18 protein-coding genes are annotated in these 17,836 nt (G+C 70.0%); 4 read left to right on the top strand and 14 right to left on the bottom strand.

Translation table 11 applies throughout. The features are described 5' to 3' along the window. Positions 1-15 precede the first annotated feature (15 nt). A complete protein-coding gene (locus QM621_RS03635; RefSeq protein ID WP_414988992.1) occupies positions 16-1,287 on the bottom strand; it encodes an RsmB/NOP family class I SAM-dependent RNA methyltransferase in 1,272 nt (423 codons plus the stop codon). Next, on the bottom strand, positions 1,284-2,204 hold the full coding sequence (gene fmt / locus QM621_RS03630; RefSeq protein ID WP_414988991.1) for a methionyl-tRNA formyltransferase: 921 nt from the start codon (positions 2,202-2,204) through the stop codon (positions 1,284-1,286). The genes QM621_RS03635 and fmt overlap by 4 nt, the downstream gene beginning before the upstream one ends. Positions 2,205-2,233: 29 nt before the next feature. Here fmt and QM621_RS03625 point away from each other — a divergent pair, with 29 nt between their 5' ends. Continuing rightward, positions 2,234-3,037 carry an N-acetylmuramoyl-L-alanine amidase family protein gene (locus QM621_RS03625; RefSeq protein WP_414988990.1) on the top strand — a complete coding sequence of 268 codons (804 nt, stop codon included), beginning with the start codon at positions 2,234-2,236 and terminating at the stop codon, positions 3,035-3,037. On the opposite strand, the gene QM621_RS03620 is transcribed toward QM621_RS03625, so the two are convergent. The 3 genes from QM621_RS03620 to QM621_RS03610 all read right to left on the bottom strand — a co-directional run bounded on the left by QM621_RS03620 (position 3,029) and on the right by QM621_RS03610 (position 5,479). After that, positions 3,029-4,918: a primosomal protein N' gene (locus QM621_RS03620; protein ID WP_414988989.1), complete on the bottom strand. Its 1,890-nt coding sequence runs from the start codon at positions 4,916-4,918 to the stop codon at positions 3,029-3,031. The genes QM621_RS03625 and QM621_RS03620 overlap by 9 nt on opposite strands. A 67-nt stretch (positions 4,919-4,985) precedes the next feature. Then, positions 4,986-5,213 carry a hypothetical protein gene (locus QM621_RS03615; protein ID WP_414988988.1) on the bottom strand — a complete coding sequence of 76 codons (228 nt, stop codon included), beginning with the start codon at positions 5,211-5,213 and terminating at the stop codon, positions 4,986-4,988. Beyond that, complete coding sequence (locus tag QM621_RS03610) at positions 5,213-5,479, bottom strand: hypothetical protein (protein ID WP_414988987.1); 267 nt, start codon at positions 5,477-5,479, stop codon at positions 5,213-5,215. Before QM621_RS03610 ends, QM621_RS03615 begins: the two co-directional genes overlap by 1 nt. Positions 5,480-5,613: 134 nt before the next feature. Between QM621_RS03610 and QM621_RS03605 the strand changes: the two genes are divergently transcribed. The 3 genes from QM621_RS03605 (at position 5,614) to QM621_RS03595 (ending at position 7,725) form a co-directional block, all read left to right on the top strand. Further along, positions 5,614-5,952, top strand: coding sequence for an ArsR/SmtB family transcription factor (locus QM621_RS03605; RefSeq protein WP_414988986.1), 339 nt, complete (start codon positions 5,614-5,616; stop codon positions 5,950-5,952). Position 5,953: 1 nt separating this feature from the next. Beyond that, positions 5,954-6,439: an SRPBCC family protein gene (locus QM621_RS03600; RefSeq protein ID WP_414988985.1), complete on the top strand. Its 486-nt coding sequence runs from the start codon at positions 5,954-5,956 to the stop codon at positions 6,437-6,439. 122 nt (positions 6,440-6,561) lie between these two features. Next, entirely contained in the window at positions 6,562-7,725 is a 1,164-nt protein-coding gene (locus QM621_RS03595) for a DUF222 domain-containing protein (protein ID WP_414988984.1), read from the top strand. A 24-nt stretch (positions 7,726-7,749) separates the two neighbouring features. On the opposite strand, the gene QM621_RS03590 is transcribed toward QM621_RS03595, so the two are convergent. The 9 genes from QM621_RS03590 to carB all read right to left on the bottom strand — a co-directional run bounded on the left by QM621_RS03590 (position 7,750) and on the right by carB (position 17,706). Next, positions 7,750-9,264 (bottom strand): vWA domain-containing protein, encoded by a 1,515-nt coding sequence (locus QM621_RS03590; RefSeq protein WP_414988983.1) that lies wholly within the window; start codon positions 9,262-9,264, stop codon positions 7,750-7,752. Between the two features lie 147 nt (positions 9,265-9,411). Beyond that, the gene (metK, locus tag QM621_RS03585) at positions 9,412-10,599 is read right to left on the bottom strand and encodes a methionine adenosyltransferase (RefSeq protein WP_414988982.1); all 1,188 of its coding nucleotides are present in this window, start codon (positions 10,597-10,599) and stop codon (positions 9,412-9,414) included. Between the two features lie 60 nt (positions 10,600-10,659). Further along, entirely contained in the window at positions 10,660-11,877 is a 1,218-nt protein-coding gene (coaBC, locus tag QM621_RS03580) for a bifunctional phosphopantothenoylcysteine decarboxylase/phosphopantothenate--cysteine ligase CoaBC (RefSeq protein WP_414988981.1), read from the bottom strand. Continuing rightward, positions 11,874-12,197 carry a DNA-directed RNA polymerase subunit omega gene (gene rpoZ, locus QM621_RS03575; RefSeq protein ID WP_414988980.1) on the bottom strand — a complete coding sequence of 108 codons (324 nt, stop codon included), beginning with the start codon at positions 12,195-12,197 and terminating at the stop codon, positions 11,874-11,876. The genes coaBC and rpoZ overlap by 4 nt, the downstream gene beginning before the upstream one ends. A gap of 6 nt (positions 12,198-12,203) precedes the next feature. Beyond that, positions 12,204-12,788, bottom strand: a complete 585-nt coding sequence (gene gmk / locus QM621_RS03570) for a guanylate kinase (RefSeq protein ID WP_414989021.1) — start codon at positions 12,786-12,788, stop codon at positions 12,204-12,206. After that, positions 12,778-13,098 carry an integration host factor, actinobacterial type gene (gene mihF / locus QM621_RS03565; RefSeq protein WP_414988979.1) on the bottom strand — a complete coding sequence of 107 codons (321 nt, stop codon included), beginning with the start codon at positions 13,096-13,098 and terminating at the stop codon, positions 12,778-12,780. Before mihF ends, gmk begins: the two co-directional genes overlap by 11 nt. A gap of 29 nt (positions 13,099-13,127) precedes the next feature. Further along, on the bottom strand, positions 13,128-13,580 hold the full coding sequence (locus QM621_RS03560) for a hypothetical protein (protein ID WP_414988978.1): 453 nt from the start codon (positions 13,578-13,580) through the stop codon (positions 13,128-13,130). Then, positions 13,577-14,395 carry an orotidine-5'-phosphate decarboxylase gene (gene pyrF / locus QM621_RS03555; RefSeq protein ID WP_414988977.1) on the bottom strand — a complete coding sequence of 273 codons (819 nt, stop codon included), beginning with the start codon at positions 14,393-14,395 and terminating at the stop codon, positions 13,577-13,579. The genes QM621_RS03560 and pyrF overlap by 4 nt, the downstream gene beginning before the upstream one ends. Next, entirely contained in the window at positions 14,392-17,706 is a 3,315-nt protein-coding gene (gene carB, locus QM621_RS03550) for a carbamoyl-phosphate synthase large subunit (protein WP_414988976.1), read from the bottom strand. The genes pyrF and carB overlap by 4 nt, the downstream gene beginning before the upstream one ends. Between the last annotated feature and the right edge of the window lie 130 nt (positions 17,707-17,836).

Below are 17,836 nucleotides of genomic sequence, written 5' to 3'. Positions count from 1 at the left end.
GGGCACCCTATCCATTCAGCGGCGGCGCAGCAGCGCCACGAACATGGCGTCCGTGCCGTCACGGTGCGGCCACCAACGCTCGACACGCTCCAGCACGGCGACACCGGGACCGACCGACTCGACGACTTCCAGCGTCTCCTCGGGGACCGGCGAGCACGTGGCGTAGGCGATGACGCCGCCGGAACGGGTCAACTCGACGGCCCGCCGCAGCAGCGCCCGCTGCAAGGGGACCAGCTCGTCCAGGTCCGCGAGGCCTCGCCGCCAGCGCGACTCGGGACGACGACGCAGCGCGCCGAGGCCGGTGCAGGGCGCGTCGACCAGGACACGGTCGAAGGTCCCGGCCTGCCACGGGCCCTCCCGTCCGTCGTGGCTCGTCACCTCGACCTCCGGCAGCGCGCGCAGCGACTGACGGACCAGCTTCGCGCGATGCTTCTGGACCTCGTTCGCGGTCAGCCGGGCGCCCCGCTGGGCGGCGAGCGCGCCGAGCAGCGCCGCCTTGCCGCCGGGTCCGGCGCACAGGTCGAGCCAGGCCGCGTCGGGTCCGTCGAGCGGGGCGTCGGCGAGCGCCTTCGCGACCAACTGCGAGCCCTCGTCCTGCACGGCCGCGCGACCGTCGAGCACGGCGGGGATCTCGCCCGGGTCGCCGCCGTCGAGGATCCTCGCCCACGGCGACAGGCGTCCCGGATCGCCCGGCAACTCGTCGGGCTCGCACAGTCCCGGACGCGCCACGAGGGTCACCTTCGGCGCGACGTTGTCCGCCGCCAGCAACTCCGGCAGCTCCTCGGCGGCGTCGGCCAGCCGCAGCGACCGGCGCAAAACCCGCACAATCCACGCCGGATGGGAGTAGCGGACGACCAGCGCGTCGTCCTCGCTCCGGCCCTCCGTCAACAGCTCCATCCAGGCGTCGAGGTCGCGCGCGGCCACCTTGCGTAGCACCGCGTTGACGAACCCGGCGGGCTTGTGGCCGATCTGCCGCCGCACGAGGGAGACCGACGTGGAGACGGCCGCGTGGTCGGGCACCCGCATGCCGAGGATCTGGTGGGCGCCGAGCCGCAGCACGTCGCTGACGCCCGGGTCGAGCGGCCGGTTCACCAGACGCTCGATCACCGCGTCATAGGTCGCCTGCCAGCGGATCGAGCCGTGCGTCAGCTCGGTGGCGAAGGCGGCGTCGCGCCCGCTCAGCCCGGCCTCGCGCAGCAGTTTCGGCAGCAGCAAGTTCACATAGGCGTCCTGCTCGCGCACGGCGGCGAGCGCGGCGAAGGCGACGTCGCGGGGGTCGCTCGTCATGAGAAGGCCTTCGGCGGGTCGGCGAGGCCCCGTCCCCAGTCGGCGGCGGCCATCGGCTTGCGGCCGTGCGGCCGGACCGTGCCGAGGACGACGTCGTTGGTGGCGGTGCCGACACGCACCTCTTTCTTGCCGAAGCTGACCTCGCCGGGGGCCAAGGTGGCGTCGTCGGCGATGGTCACCGGCTCGATCTTGACCCGCAGGTCGCCGAGCTCGGTCCACGCCCCGGGCGCGGGCGTGCAGCCGCGGATGTGCCGGTCGACGGCGAAGGCCGGACGGTTCCAGACGATCCGCGCCTCCTCGGTGGTGAGCTTCGGCGCGTGGCTGACCAGCTCCTCGTCTTGGTACTGCACGCCGATGTCGCCGTCCTCGATGTGGTCGAGGGCGTCGACGAGCAGCCGGGAGCCCTCGCGGGCGAGCCGGTCGAGCAGCGTCCCCGCGTCGTCGTCGGCCTGGATCCGCTCGGTGACGACGCCGAGCACCGGCCCCTCGTCGAGGCCCTCGGTGAGGCTGAAGACGCTGGCGCCGGTGACCTCGTCGCCGGCCATGATCGAGCGCTGCACCGGCGCCGCGCCGCGCCAGGCGGGCAGGCAGGAGAAGTGCAGGTTGACCCAGCCGAAGCGGGGGACGTCGAGCGCCTCGCGGCGGATCAGCGCGCCATAGGCGACGATCGGGCAGCAGTCGGGGGCAAGCTCGCGCAACCGGTCGAGGAAGTCGGGGTCCGAGGGCGTCGTCGGTTTGAGCACCTCGATCCCGTGCTCCTCGGCGACCTGCGCCACCGGGGAGGCGGTCAGCGTGCGGCCCCGTCCCGCCCGGGCGTCGGGCCGGGTGACCACCGCGACGACCTCGTGGCGACTGTCGATCAGGGCGCGCAGCGAAGGGACGGCGGTCTCGGGTGTTCCGGCAAAGACGACTCTCACCCGCGCGAGTCTAAGGTAGCGTCGCCGTCGTGGTCCGCACCCGCGCGCTCGACGCTCTTCTCGCTCTGCTCCTGGCGTTCGCCGTCGGCTGCGGCTCGGACACGACGCCACCGGCGCCCATCGCGACCCCGACTCCCTCGCCGAGCGCGACGACCGCACCGCCGCCACCGCTCGCCGGGCACGTGGTCGTGATCGACCCGGGCCACCCCGGCAGCTTCGACGCGTCGCTCCACTCCCGACAGGTGCCCGCCGGGAACGGACGGACCAAGGACTGCAACCTCTCCGGGACCAGCACGAACGACGGCTGGCCGGAGCACACCTACACCTGGCTGCAGGCCGAGGCGCTGCGCGCGGAGTTGGAGGCGCGCGGTGCCACGGTGGTCCTGACTCGCGCCGACGACGAGAGCCCGGGTCTGTGCGTGAACGAGCGGGCCGCCGTCGCCAACGACGCGGCGGCCGACCTGATGATCTCGCTGCACGCCGACGGCTCGCTGTCCTCCTCGGCACGCGGCTTCCACATCATCTACTCCACGACGATGGAGGGCGGCGACGAACTGGAGGCGCGCTCGCAGGCCTTCGCCGAACTCGCCCGCGACGCCCTCGCGACCACCCCGATGCCTGTGTCTACCTATGTCGGCGGCGGGACCGGCCTCAGCCCGCGCGACGACATCGCCGGCGTCAACCTGTTGACGGTCTCGCCCGGGATCATGGTCGAGATGGGCAATATGCGTCACGCAGACGATGCGACGCTGTTGGCCTCCGAGGACTTCCGCCGCCAGGCCGCCGTGGCCCTCGCCGACGCCGCGCAAGGCATGCTCGTCGTCTCAGAATGACAGCGGGTCGACGCGGACGCGGAGCGGGGCGAGTTTGGCGGCCGACCGCTCGGCCTGGGCTGTTTTGATCAGCCGCGCCAGCTCCAGGCCCTCGGCGCGGGGGCAGCGCAGGACCAGCCGCTCGGTGTCGGCGTCGAGCGGGACGGGCCCCAGCACGTCGGTGTGCGGCGTCCAGGCGCGCGCGGACCACACGGCGAGGTCGGCGGGACCGCCGTCGACCGTCGCGACCCGGGCGATCGGCGGCATGCGCGCGGCGGACCGGTCCTCCAGCTCGCGCTCGGCGGCCCCGACCGGGTCGGCACGGACCAACGCCTGCAACAGCTCCGCCTCCCCCACGGCGAGCGCCGACCGGCCGAGCGCGACGGCGTTCAGCCAGCGCCGGACCGACTCCTCCTCGACCCGCAAGTCCTCGCGCGCGAGCATGAGTCCGGTGTCGAGCAACACGACCAGGGCGTAGCCGTCCGGGACGCGCGGCTCCGCGCCGGGCGTGGCGAGCACCAGCGCGCGGTCGTCGGCGACGACGTCGCGCACCTGCTCGCCTCCGGAGGCGACCACCTCACGATCCGGGAAAGTCCGGGCGAACTCCTCGGCCGTGCGGACGTGTCCGACGACGCCTGAACGCAGGCGCGTGTCGCCACATTCGGGGCACAACCATCGGGGCGCGCCCGTGCCGCACAGCCGACAGACCAGCGGTCCGGCGGACGCGCCTTGCGCGAGCGGCCCCTCACACTCCCGGCAGCGGGCCTTCTCCCGACACCCCTGGCACGACAGCGACGGTCGGTAGCCGCGTCGCGGCACCTGCACGAGCACCGGTCCCTTGGCTTTCCGGACAGCGGTGACGACGGCGCGCGGCAGACGCACCGGCGTGCCGAGGTCGGCGGCCGGCTCGACCACGTCGACGCGCGGCCATGCCTCGCGCCGTGTCGTCGCGGCCGGCTCCAAGGGGCGCGCCCACCCGGACGCGACGAGCGCCTGCGCCTCGGCGGTGCGGGCGTAACCGCCGAGCAGCAACGCCGACTCCTCCAGGTGTGATCGGGTCAGCAGCACCTCACGGGCGTGCGGATAAGGAGCGTGCGGGTCGGCGTAGAGGTCGTCGCCGTCGTCCCAGATCGCGACCAGGCCGAGAGCGCGGACCGGCGCGAAGGCCACCGACCGGGTGCCGAGCACCACCTGGACCTGGCCGCGTGACAACGCGAGGAAGGAGCGGTACCGGGCGGCGGGCTTCTGCTGGCCGGTCAACGTGACGTGCCGCCCCTCCCCCAGCACCTCGACGAACGCCTGGTCCCAGTGGGCGACGTCGCGCACGTCCGGCACGCAGACGACCGCGCCACGGCCGGCCTCCAGGCTGGCGAGCACCGCCTGCGCCACCGCGCGCGCCGGATCGTGGGTGGGCAACGCCGACCACACCGCGCGCGCCGGTCGGCCCTCGGCCAGCGCGGCGAGGAAGGCGGGCGCGTCGGGGTGGTCGGTCCAGGCGCTCGCGACGGCCTCCGGCAGGTCACCCACCTCGACCTCTCTCGGCGGAGCGCTTTCCACCCGCGCCTGCCTGGGCGGAATGGCCAGCCGCAGCACGTCGCTCAACGTCCCGGCGTAGCGGTCGGCGACGGCCCGGGCGAGCGCGAGCACCTGCGGACTCAGCACCGGCTCGGCCGACACCGCCTTCGCGATCGGTGCGAGTTTTCCCTCGTGCTCCGACACCGCGACCCGCTCGACGCAGAATCCCGCGACGAGCCGCCCGGCGAAACGCACCTTGACCCGGGCGCCGGGGACCACGTGCTCGTCCAGCTCGGCGGGAACGGCGTAGTCGAAGAGGCGGTCGAGGTGGGACAGAGGCGTGTCGACCGCGACCCGCGCGACCGGCAAATCCACCTCTGCGTCCACCCCTGTTTTCTATCAGGCGGGACCGACTCTTGCCTTCGTCACGAGCCACACACTGCGGGTGCAAGCGTCAAGCGGCACCCTGCCGGAGGTAACTGTCAACGGCACGACGGACAAGCTCCACCGGAGCCGTCTGCTCAGCTCTCGCCCGCTCCGCGAACGCCTCCCAGTCGGTCACGACGTCGAGAAGCCATGCCAGCGGCCCAGGAACACCCTCGCCCCCCTGAAGGTGATGTTCGGTGATGCCCTGCTCGTACTCAGAGGCCATCGCTACCAACTCCTCGTCGGAGTAGCCCATCACAACCCCTTCCTCTCACGACGAACCCTATTCAAGAACGCTCGGCTCGCACTCATCGCATGAATCACTACTTTGGTTCCATCATCGTTGATGACGTAAACGATCTCAATGGGTCTCAACATCGAGTCAACGCCCAGAACCATCACCTTCAGCGGCCCCTGTCGCGTGACGACCTCGTAGACCGGCCTCTGCAAGACGCTTTGAATGTCATCCGCGGCGACACCATGCTTCAGCGCGGACTGGAGAATTCTCAGATCGTCGTCCATCTGACGAGGCTAGACACGACTGCCCTTCCCACGTCAACGATTCCGCACCGTCGCTCGAGAAAGCACGCCAGTCAGCCTGGACAGGAGGGTCCGACTCTTGCCATCGGGGCGCGATCACGCTAACCTACAACCAAATGGTTGTGATTCATGAGTTGGACGACGTCGAGGTGGACCGACTGTTCCACGCCCTCGCCGACGCGACGCGCCGCGACATCCTGCGCCGCGCGGTGCGGGGGGAACTGTCGGTCAGCCGTCTCGCCGAGGCCTACCCGATCAGCCTGACCGCCGTGCAGAAACACGTGTCCGTGCTGGCCGAGACCGGCCTGGTGGCCAAGGAACGACGGGGCCGCGAGACCCTCGTCCGCTCCGACCCCGACGTCGTCGACCGAGCCCGCCGAGCCCTCGACGAGCTGGCCGAGGCCTGGCGAGGACGGGTCCAACGCATGTCCGACGTACTCGACGAAGGAGATTGACATGGAACTGAACGTCACCACCGACCACGAGGCCCACCGCATCACGGTGGTCAGCACCTTCGAGCACCCGCTCGCCAAGGTCTGGGACCTCTACGCCGACCCCCGCAAGCTGGAGCGCTGGTGGGGCCCGCCGACCTACCCGGCCACCGTCGTGCGCCACGAGCTGCGCCCTGGCGGCGTCGTCCACTACTTCATGACGAGCCCCGAGGGCGAGAAGTACCACGGCCTGTGGCACGTCGACAGCGTCGAGCCGCAGGCGTCCTTCGCGGTCCGCGACCTCTTCGCCGACGACGACGGCGAGCCGCTGCCGAATATGCCGGTGGCGACGATGCGCTTCGCCTTCGACGCCACCGACACCGGCGCGCGGGTCGAGTGCGTCACCCAGTACGCCTCGGCCGAGGCTCTCGCGCAGGTCGTCGAGATGGGCATGGAAGAGGGCATGCGCGCCGCCATGGGCCAGATGGAGGACGTGCTCGCCGAGGACTGAGTCCGACACGACCACGCATGACGAGACGCCCGGACCCACCGAGGTCCGGGCGTCTCGGATTCCATCGAGAAACCCGCCCCGAACCCTTGCTATACGAACATCTGTTCGTATAAAATGAAAGCATGAGCACAGCCGCCACCATCGACGCGATGCGCACCGCCGCGTACGCTCTTCGCGGTGGTCAGACGCGGGAGGCGTTGCGGGCTGTGCAGGCGGCTCAGGACGCGCTCGACGCGGCGAAAGCCCACCTGTTGGGGAAGTTGGAGGAGTCGAAAGACTACGAACTGGACGGGGCGTCCTCGGTCACCAACTGGGCCCGCCGGGAACTCCGTTTGGAACCCGCCCAGACACGCACGGCCGTGCGGTGCGCGAAGACCATGCGCGACCTGCCCGAAGTCGAAGAAGCCGCCGCCACCGGCTCGGTGCGGATGGAGCATCTGAACCTGTTCGCCTACGGGGTCAAGCACATCGGCCACGACATCATCAAAGAGTCGACCGACTGGCTGCTCAGGGTCGCGAAGACCTGCGAGCCCTCGAAACTCCGGGCCGTCATGAAGGAACTACGCCAAGCCGTCTACCCGGACTCTCTCGACGAGGCATGGATTCGCGGCATGGACCGCGAGGATCTGAAGATCAGCCCCGTCCCCGACGGATGGCATGTATCGGGATTTCTGAACCAGGCCACCGGAGCCAAACTCAAAGCCGTCCTCGACGCTCTGACGAAGCCCTCGTCCATCGACGACGTCCGCACCAGCGCCCAACGACGCGTGGACGCCCTTGACGACCTGGTGACGTCCGTCCTCGACAACGGGCTCCCCTCTGACAAAGGCATCCGACCCCACATCCTCGTGAACGTCGATGTTGAGACACTGCACAACGCCCTCACCAGCCAGTCGAACACCGGCGGCAAGCCCGCCGAACTGGTCGGATTCGGCCCCATCGGCTCCCAGTTGTTGAACTACCTCGGCTGCGCCGGCGACATCACCCCCATCCTCACCAGCGGCAAAGACCTACCCCAAGCAAAAATCCTCAACGTCGGCCGCGACCACCGGTTAGCGACACCACGACAACGCAAAGCCATCACCGCCCGACAACACGGCAGATGCGCAGCCCCCGGATGCACCAACACCCACCTCGAAATCCACCACACCACCTGGTGGAGCAACGGCGGCAAAACCAATCTCGACGAAATGGCCGGATATTGCAGTAGATGTCATCACCTGATCCACCGAGGTCTGCTCGACGTGGCGCCCTCCCACGCCCACGACACACTCCTCGCCGCCTGACCTCTGAGTTCGTTGGTACTCATGTCACCCCGTATACGGCACGAGCTCTCCGCTCTCGTCAAAACACTCCCACGGTCCGAAGACCTCCGGCGGCCACCCCACTTCGCGTAGTTGATCGCAGCCTGGCCACGGCTGAAAATCAAGGGCGACCCAGACGCCGTCACGAAGAGCCCAGAGATAGCGAGTTTCCATCTCACAGTGGCCGTCATCGCCGAGGGCGTAACCGTCAGATCGATAGCGGAAAACGTTAATCCCAGAGTTCGCCGGGCACCCTTCCCAGGCCCCTTGGCCCTGCAGCTCGTTCAGAGTCTCACGGATGAGGTCTTTGAAATCCTGGCTGGCGCCGACCAATTTGCCGAGGTCAGCGCTCGACGCCACCGTGACGGCGGGATCGAACGTTACTTCCTCGGGCTCTGGTAGGCAGAGGCAGAGGATGATCTGGGTGATCTCACCAGCCAACTCCCCCGCAGCCTTGGGCTTGTAGGCGATCTCATACCCGGTGCCCAGGTCCGGGTCGACCTCGTAGACCACCGTTCCCTCATCCGTGGGGGTCGAGGGAGTGTCGGCGAGCCCGTACAACTCCTCCGCCTCAGTGATGTCATCACCGACACGCACCCCGTCGATGGTCTGCATGTCCTCGTTGTCGGAGACCACCCGGGCCAACACTCCGTCTTCGAACACCAGGGTGCAATCGACGTAGACGACCTCAACCGTCCCGGTCGCCTCGACCTCCGGCAGCTCCTCGCCAGCGGCCTCAGCCGCCAACGTCGCCTCCTCCACCGTCATCCCCGGCCGCACACCCCGATACCCCGCCGGCTGAATCGTCGACGCCGCCCACTCAGGGTTCAACACCGCCGGAAGCCTGGCCTCCAGTTGAGCCGGATTCGCCGCGTCCAAAGCGAGTCCACCGGTCTTCTCCGCCACACAATCCAACTGCTCCGTCGCAATTGTGTTACCGGCCGTCTTGAACCCCACCGTATGAACCGTGATCCCCTCAAGATCAGCAGCGACCTCGCAGGGGTCATCACCCAGACCCGCCGCACCGCAATGATCCTCACCATCAGACACGATCACAATCGCCCGCTCACCCTCACCGGGCAGCTCAGCGGCAGCAGTCCGCAACGCCTTGCCCATCGGCGTGAACCCACGCGGCTCCAGGCTGTCGACTGTCGACGTGTAGTCCGCCTTGTCGAGCGGCCCCAGCTCGACCAGGACCGACACGTCCTCACAACCCGCCTCAAGCTCCGACTCAGCCGTCCCCGTCTCCGTGCCATACACGACCAGACCCAACTCATGCTCCTCCGGCAGAGCGTCCACCAACGACGTCACCGCCACCTGGGCCGCCTCAAAACGCACCCCCGGAGCATCATCAGCCAACATCGACGCCGACGCGTCCAACACCATCACCGTCGGAACCGCAGGAACCTCCAACTCTGGCTCCTCACCCAACGCCCGCGTCTCACTCTCACCACCACACGCCGACAACGCCAACAACACGACGACACCAACAACAACTCTCCGCACCACCCACGACGACATACGACGACGCTAAAGGAACACTCCCCCCCCCCGTCAAGGAGAGAAACCTCCGAGAAGCCGCTGAGCCACCACTACCGCAGTGCTGATGACGAAACGTGGCCGCCACCCTCAGATGAGGGCGGCGGCCACGTTCTCGCGAGAAGACGCTCAGAGGCCGGCGGCGGCCTTCAGCGCCTCGGCGCGGTCGGTATTCTCCCAGGGGAGGCCGGGGCGGCCGAAGTGGCCGTAGGCGGCGGTCTGGGCGTAGATCGGGCGCAGCAGGTCGAGGTCGCGGACGATGGCGCCGGGACGCAGGTCGAAGACCTCCAGCACGGCCTCGCGGATCGTGTCGACGCCGACCGTCTCGGTGCCGTAGGTGTCGACGTAGAAGCCGACCGGACGCGAGACGCCGATGGCGTACGCCACCTGGACCTCGGCCTTGGTGGCCAGGCCCGCGGCGACGATGTTCTTGGCGACCCAGCGCATCGCGTAGGCGGCCGAGCGGTCGACCTTGCTCGGGTCCTTGCCCGAGAACGCGCCGCCGCCGTGACGGGCGTAGCCGCCGTAGGTGTCGACGATGATCTTGCGGCCGGTCAGGCCCACGTCGCCCATCGGACCGCCGATGACGAACCGGCCGGTCGGGTTGATGTGGACGCGGTAGTCGGAGGAGTCGATGTCGTACTGGCCGAGCACCTCGTCGATGACGTGCTTCTTGACGTCGACGGCCAGCTGGTTCTCCAGGTCGACGCCGTCCTCGTGCTGAGTGGAGACCACGACGGCCTCGACGCGCACGGGCTTGTCGTCATCGTCGTACTCGATGGTGACCTGGGTCTTGCCGTCCGGGCGCAGATAGGGCAGCGTGCCGTTCTTGCGGACCTCGGTCAGTCGCTCGGCCAACCGGTGCGCGATGGTGATCGGCAGCGGCATCAGCTCGGGCGTCTCGTCGCAGGCGAAGCCGAACATGAGGCCCTGGTCGCCGGCGCCCTGCAGGTCGAGGGGATCGGTGGCGCCGCCGACACGGGCCTCCTCGGCGGTGTCGACGCCCTGCGCGATGTCGGGCGACTGCGCGTCGAGGGTGACCTGCACGGCGCAGGACTCGCCGTCGAAGCCCTTCGTCGAGGAGTCGTAGCCGATCTCCAGCACACGGTCGCGGGCGATGCGCGCGATGTCGGCGTACGCCTCGGTGCTGACCTCGCCGCCGACGAGCACAAGCCCCGTCGTCACGAAAGTCTCACAGGCGACCCGGCTCTTCGGGTCGGCGGCGAGCAGCGCGTCGAGCACGCTGTCGCTGATCTGATCGGCGATCTTGTCCGGGTGACCCTCGGTCACGGACTCGGAGGTGAACAGTCGGCTCACGCCAGGCTCCTGGTCTCGGGTGTACGACGAACTCAGTCTAGGCGAGGTCTCACAGAATGGTCAGCTGTTCCGGTCCTCGGACAGCAGCGTCGCGACCCGCTCCCAGATCGCGTGCGCGAGCACCGACTTATGCGCGAGCGGGACCTCCTGGGCGGAGCCGTCGGAGGACAGCAGCACCGCCTCGTTGTCCTCACGGCCGAACACCTTGCCCGCGCTGACGTCGTTGACCACCAGCAGCTCGCAGCCCTTGCGGGCGAGCTTGGCGCGGGCATGGTCGAGCACGCTGCCGTTCCCGTCGCCGGTCTCGGCCGCGAAACCGACGATCACCGGCGACTCCCCCGTGCGCTGGCCGACCAGCTCGACCAGGATGTCGGGGTTCTCGACCAGCTCGATCGTGGGCGCCTGACCGTCGGCGCGCTTCTTGATCTTGGCGTCGGACCGCGCGACGGGACGGAAGTCGGCGGGAGCGGCAGCCATGACGACCGCGTCGGCGCTCCGCGCGGCCTCCGTCGCAGCGACCCGCAACTCCTCGGTCGAGACGACCTCGACCAGCTCGACGCCCGCGGGCGTCGACACAGCGACGTTCGCCGCGATCAGCGTGACGCTGGCGCCGCGCGCGACGGCGGCCTCGGCCAGCGCCACCCCCTGCAGGCCCGACGAGCGGTTGCCGAGGAAACGGACGGGGTCCAAATACTCGCGGGTGCCACCGGCGGTGACGACGACATGACGGCCCACGAGGTCGCGCGGATGGCCGGCCAGCAACGCCAGGGCGACGGCGTAGATCTGCTCGGGATCGGGCAGGCGTCCCGCGCCGGTGTCGGAGCCGGTGAGCCGTCCGACGGCCGGGTCGACCACCGTGACGCCGCGCTCACGCAGCGTCACGACATTCGCCTGGGTGGCGGCGTGCTCCCACATCTCGGTGTGCATCGCCGGAGCCATCAACACCGGACAGCGCGCCGTCAGCAGGGTGTTGGTCACCAGGTCGTCGGCCATGCCCGCGGCGGCCTTCGCCAGGGTGTTGGCGGTGGCCGGGGCGACGACGACGAGGTCGGCGTGCTGCCCGAGGCGCACATGCGGCACCTCGTGGACGTTCTCGAAGACGCCCGTCTGAACCGGACGGCCCGACAGCGCCTCCCAGGTGGCGCGGCCGACGAACTCCAGCGCCGACTCGGTCGGCACGACGGCGACGCCGTGCCCGGCCTCGGTGAACAGCCGGGTCAGCAGCGCGGCCTTGTACGCCGCGACACCTCCGCAGACGCCGAGGACGATCTCGCTCACGCGACGTCGTCGCCCGATTCCTCAGCCGGAGCCTCGGCCACGGCGGCCGGCTCTGCGCCGGGCTCGACGTCCTCGGCGGTCAGCAGGCCGTCGTTGATCTCCCGCATCGCTATGGAGAGCGGCTTCTCCTGCACGTGGGTCTCGACCAGCGGTCCGACGTACTCCAGCAGGCCCTCGCCCAACTGGGCGTAGTAGGCGTTGATCTGACGGGCGCGCTTGGCGCTGTACAGGACCAGCTTGTACTTCGAGTCGGCCTTCTCGAGCAGATCGTCGATCGGCGGGTTGGTGATGCCGTGGGCGACGGAACGCGTGGTGGACACAAGACCTCACAAAGATTGGGGCGTCGAACGGAGCAACTCTACCAACTCGGCGGCGGCCGTCTCGACGTCGGTGTTGACGATGGTGGCGTCGAACTCGGACTCGGCGGCCAACTCCTCGCGCGCGGTCCGCAATCGACGCTCGCGCTCCTCGGCGGTCTCGGTGCCCCGGCCGACCAGACGGCGCTCCAACTCCTCGAAGGAGGGCGGGGCGAGGAAGCACAGATACGCGTCGGGCATCGCCTCGCGCACCTGGCGGGCGCCCTGCAGGTCGATCTCCAGCAGCGCGGGCTCGCCGGTGCGCAACTGCTCCTCGACGGGGGCGCGCGGCGTGCCGTAACGGGCCGCGCCGTGGACCAGCGCCCACTCCAGCAGCCCGCCCGAGGCGACCAGCTCGTCGAACTCCTCGTCGCTGACGAAGTGGTAGTGCTCGCCGTCGACCTCGCCCGGACGCGGCGCGCGCGTCGTGGCCGACACCGACACCCAGACGTCGGGATGGGCCTGTCGCACACAGGCCGTCACCGTGCCCTTGCCGACCGCAGTGGGACCGGCGAGCACGACGAGCCGGGAACGGCCGACCCCCTCAGTCACGATGGCCGAACTCCCGCAGCAGCGCCTGGATCTGGTTCGCTCCCAGGCCGCGCAGACGTCGGCTGTCGGCGATGCCGACCCGGTCCATGATCTCGCGGGCCTTGACCTTTCCGACGCCGGGCATGGACTGCAGCAGGTCGACGACCTTGAGCTTGGCCACCACCTCGTTGGCCCGCGCCTCGGCGATGACGTCGGCGAGCGAGGCCCCCGAGGTCTTGAGGCGGTGCTTGATCTCGGCACGCAGCTGGCGCGCCGCCGCCGCCTTCTCCAAGGCGGCCTGTCGCTGTTCAGCGGTCAACTTCGGAAGCGCCACAATTCCTCCCCGGCTCGTTGGCTGGCATCCTACTGGGCGGCCTCGCCGGGCGCCTTCAAGGTGACCTCGCACTCGCTCGCGATGTGGTCGGCGATGGTCGTACGGACCTCCGCGGTGTCGAGGAAGTCCTGGTAGGCCGCGCGCAACGCGTCGACGTCGGCCTGCTCCATCGGGCCGACGTCGTCGTAGACGAAGGACTCCATCGGCACGCCGCTCGCCTCCTGCGCGGCGAGAAGCGCCTCGACCGACTCGGCCACCTCGGCGTAGTCGGAGCGGATGCCGGCGGGGGCCTGCTTCTCGATGGCGCGCAGCGAGGCGGCCATCGCCTCGAAAGAGTCCGACGTGGTGGTGGCCGCGTCGAGACCGGACCGGTTCTTCTCGACTGCCTCGCAGTACTCGTCGGGACCGCTCGGGCCTCCGCCTCCACAGCCGACCGCCGCCAGCAGCAGTGCCGCGACCGCCGCAACGCGGCGGGGGCTCACGCCGACTCCAGCGTCGCGGCGACGGCCTGAGCCGCGGCTCGCAGGGCGGCCGGGTCGGGACCGGCTCTCAGCACGTCGCGCGAGGACGAGGCGATCATCTGCGGCCAGACGTCGCCGAAGAGGCGGCGCAGGTCCTCGACCGTGCCGCCCTGGGCGCCGAAGCCCGGGACCAGCAGCGGGCCGTTGATGTCCAGGTTCTCGGCGGTCTCGCCGATGGTCGCGCCGACGACCGCTCCGGCCGAGCCCATCGGGCTCGCCCCCGCGTTGCGCCGGGCGAGGTCGGCCAGCACCGCACCGGCGACCGTCGGGCCGTCCGCCGTCGAGGCGTGCTGCACGAGCGGGGCGTCCGGGTTGGAGGTGAGCGCCAGCACGAACACGCCCGCGTCGTTCTTCTCCGCGACCTCGAAGAACGGGTCGACCGAGCCGAGGCCGAGATAGGGGCTCACCGTGACCGCGTCGGCGGCCGTCGGGGAGTCCTCGTCGAGGTAGGCGTCGGCGTAGGCGGCGGCCGTCGAGCCGACGTCGCCGCGCTTGACGTCGAGCACGACCAGCGAGCCGGTGTGCCGCAGCCCGGCGATCGTGTCCTCCAGCACCGACATCCCGCGCGCGCCGAAGCGCTCGAAGAAGGCCGCCTGCGGCTTGACGAAGGCCACCTGGCCCGCGAACGCCTCGACGCAGGCGTCGGCGAACCGCTTCAACCCGTCGAGGGTGTCGCCCACGCCCCACTGCTCCAACAGCGCCGCGTGCGGGTCGACGCCCACGCACAGCGGACCGTAGGCGTCGGCGGCGGCGCGCGCCCGCGAGCCGAAGCTCATCGGGCCGCCCACTCCTGCAGCGAGGCGACGTCGAGGTGGTCGGCGATCAGCGCCTCGATGCCCTGGACCGCCGCCGCGAGCCCCTGCACGGTGGTGATGCACGGGATGCCCTCGCCGACCGCCGCCGTGCGGATCTCGTTGCCGTCGACGCGCGCGTTGACGCCGGCCGAGACGCCGTGCGGGGTGTTGATGATGAGCTGCACGCCGTGGTCGCGGATCTTGTCGACCACCGTCGAGCGGGTCTCGTCCGGCAGCGGCTCCTCGGCGAGCTTGCGCACCTCGGTCGCCTCCACCCCGTGACGGCGCAGCACTTGAGCGGTGCCCTGCGTCGCCAGGATCTCGAAGCCGAGGTCGGCCAGCCGCTTGACCGGGAAGATGATGTTGCGCTTGTCGCGGTTGGCGACCGACACGAACACCGTGCCGCTGGTCGGCAGGTGCGCCGAGGCGCCGGCCTGGCTCTTGGCGAACGCCGGGCCGAAACCCTCCGCGAAGCCCATGACCTCGCCGGTCGAGCGCATCTCCGGGCCGAGCACCGTGTCGACGTAGGCGCCGTCGTAGGTGCGGAAGCGGTTGAAGGGCATGACCGCCTCCTTGACCGCGATGGGGCCGTCCGGGTCGAGCCGACCGCCGTCGCCGGTCGTCGGCAGCACGCCTGCGGCCCGCAGCTCGGCGATGGTCTCGCCCATCATCAGCCGCGCGCAGGCCTTCGCCAGCGGCGTGTTCGTCGCCTTCGACACGAACGGCACGGTCCGCGAGGCGCGCGGGTTGGCCTCCAGCACGTACAGCGTGTCGGCCGACAGCGCGAACTGGATGTTGATCAGCCCCCGCACGCCGACCCCGGCCGCGATGGCCTCCGTCGAGGCGCGGATGCGGTCGATCTCCGCCTCGCCGAGGGTGATCGGCGGGAGCGTGCAGGCCGAGTCGCCCGAGTGGACGCCCGCCTCCTCGATGTGCTCCATCACGCCGCCGAGGAACAGCTCCTCGCCGTCGTAGAGCGCGTCGACGTCGATCTCGATGGCGTCGTCGAGGAAGCGGTCGACCAGCACCGGGTGCTCCGGGGAGATCTCGGTGGCGCGGCCGATGTAGTCGGCCAGCGTCTCCTCGTCGTAGACGATCTCCATGCCGCGTCCGCCCAGCACGTAGGACGGGCGCACCAGGACCGGGTAGCCGATCTCGTCGGCGATGGCCTTGGCCTGCTCGAAGGTGACCGCCGTGCCGTGCTTGGGCGCGGGCAGCTTCGCGTCGGCGAGCACCTGGCCGAACAGGCCGCGGTCCTCGGCGAGGTCGATGGCCGACGGACTCGTGCCGACGATGGGCACGCCCGCCGCCTCCAGGCCCTTGGCCAGGCCGAGCGGCGTCTGGCCGCCCAGCTGCACGATGACGCCCGCGACCGGTCCGGCGACGCGCTCGGCGTAGTAGATCTCCAGCACGTCCTCCAGCGTGAGCGGCTCGAAGTACAGGCGGTCGGAGGTGTCGTAGTCGGTCGAGACGGTCTCGGGGTTGCAGTTGACCATGATCGTCTCGTAGCCGGCCGCCGACAGCGAGAGCGCGGCGTGCACGCACGAGTAGTCGAACTCGATGCCCTGGCCGATGCGGTTCGGACCGCTGCCGAGGATGATGACGGCCGGCTTCTCGCGCGGCACGACCTCGGTCTCCTCGTCGTAGGACGAGTAGTGGTACGGCGTGCGCGCGGCGAACTCGGCGGCGCAGGTGTCGACCGTCTTGTAGACCGGCCGGATGCCGAGCGAGTGCCGCACGCCGCGCAGCACCGTCTCGTCGACCCCGCGCAGCTGGGCGATCTGGGCGTCGGAGAAGCCGTGGCGCTTGGCCTTGCGCAGCAGCTCCGGGCGCATGTCGACCGCGTCGTGCAGCTCGTCGGCGATCTCCTGGACGAGCATGAGCTGGTCGACGAACCACGGGTCGATGGCTGTGGCGACGTGGATCTCGTCGGCGGTCGCCCCGGCGTGGATCGCGTGCATGACGGTCTGCAGCCGGCCGTCGTGCGGACGCTTGACCTCCTCCAGCAGCTTCTTCTTGTCGCCCTTCGTCGTCGGCCAGCTGAACTGCGAGCCGGACTTCTCCAGCGAGCGCAGCGCCTTGCCGAGCGCCTCGGTGAAGTTGCGGCCGATGGCCATCGCCTCGCCGACCGACTTCATGTGCGTGGTCAGCGTGTCGTCGGCGGCCGGGAACTTCTCGAAGGCGAAGCGCGGGGCCTTGACGACCACGTAGTCGAGCGTCGGCTCGAAGCTGGCCGGGGTGGAGCCGCCGTCGGCGCGCTGGGAGATGTCGTTGGGGATCTCGTCGAGCGTGTAGCCGATGGCGACCTTCGCGGCGATCTTGGCGATCGGGAAGCCGGTGGCCTTCGACGCCAGCGCGCTGGAACGCGACACGCGCGGGTTCATCTCGATGACGACGACGCGCCCGTCCACCGGGTTGACCGCGAACTGGATGTTGCAGCCGCCGGTGTCGACGCCGACCTCGCGGATGACGCCGATGGAGATGTTGCGCAGCCGCTGGTACTCGACGTCGGTGAGCGTCATGGCCGGGGCGACGGTGATCGAGTCGCCGGTGTGCACGCCCATCGGGTCGAAGTTCTCGATGGAGCAGACGATGACGACGTTGTCGGCCTGGTCGCGCATGACCTCCAGCTCGTACTCCTTCCAGCCGAGGATCGACTCCTCCAGGAGCACCTCGGTGGTCGGGCTGAGCGCGAGGCCGGAGCCGGCGATGCGGTGCAGGTCGGCCTCGTCGTAGGCCAGGCCCGAGCCGCTGCCGCCCATCGTGAAGGACGGCCGGACCACGACCGGGTAGCCGAGGTCGTCGGCGGCGGCCAGGCAGTCCTCCATCGAGTGGCAGATCGCCGACCGGGCGACCTCCGCTCCCCACTCCGCCGGCAGGCCCTCGACGATCCGCTTGAAGATCTCGCGGTTCTCGCCCTTCTCGATCGCGTCGATCGACGCGCCGATGAGCTCGACGTCGTACTTCTTCAAGACGCCGGCCGCGTCCAGCCGCATCGCGCAGTTGAGCGCGGTCTGGCCGCCGAGGGTCGCCAGGACGGCGTCGGGGCGCTCCTTGGCGATGACCTTCTCGACGAACTCGGGGGTGATCGGCTCGACGTAGGTGGCGTCGGCGAACTCCGGGTCGGTCATGATCGTGGCCGGGTTGGAGTTGACGAGGACGACCCGCAGGCCCTCCTCGCGCAGCACCCGGCACGCCTGGGTCCCGGAGTAGTCGAACTCGCAGGCCTGCCCGATGACGATCGGGCCGGAGCCGATCACCAAGACAGATGAGATGTCGTCACGCTTGGGCATCAGGACTCCTCGTCGAAATCGATGTCGGGCAGGTCGAAGGGCGGCGGCTCGTTCGCCCACTCGATCACCGGGGCGGGCGCCTGCGCCTGCTCGGCCAGCTCGTCGCGCACCGTCTGGGCGCGGCGTCCCC

The organism is Aeromicrobium sp., assembly GCF_047606445.1.
GTDB lineage: Bacteria > Actinomycetota > Actinomycetes > Propionibacteriales > Nocardioidaceae > Aeromicrobium.
The sequence above is the reverse complement of the archived record's forward strand: the minus strand, read 5'-3'. Positions and strand labels throughout refer to the sequence as shown.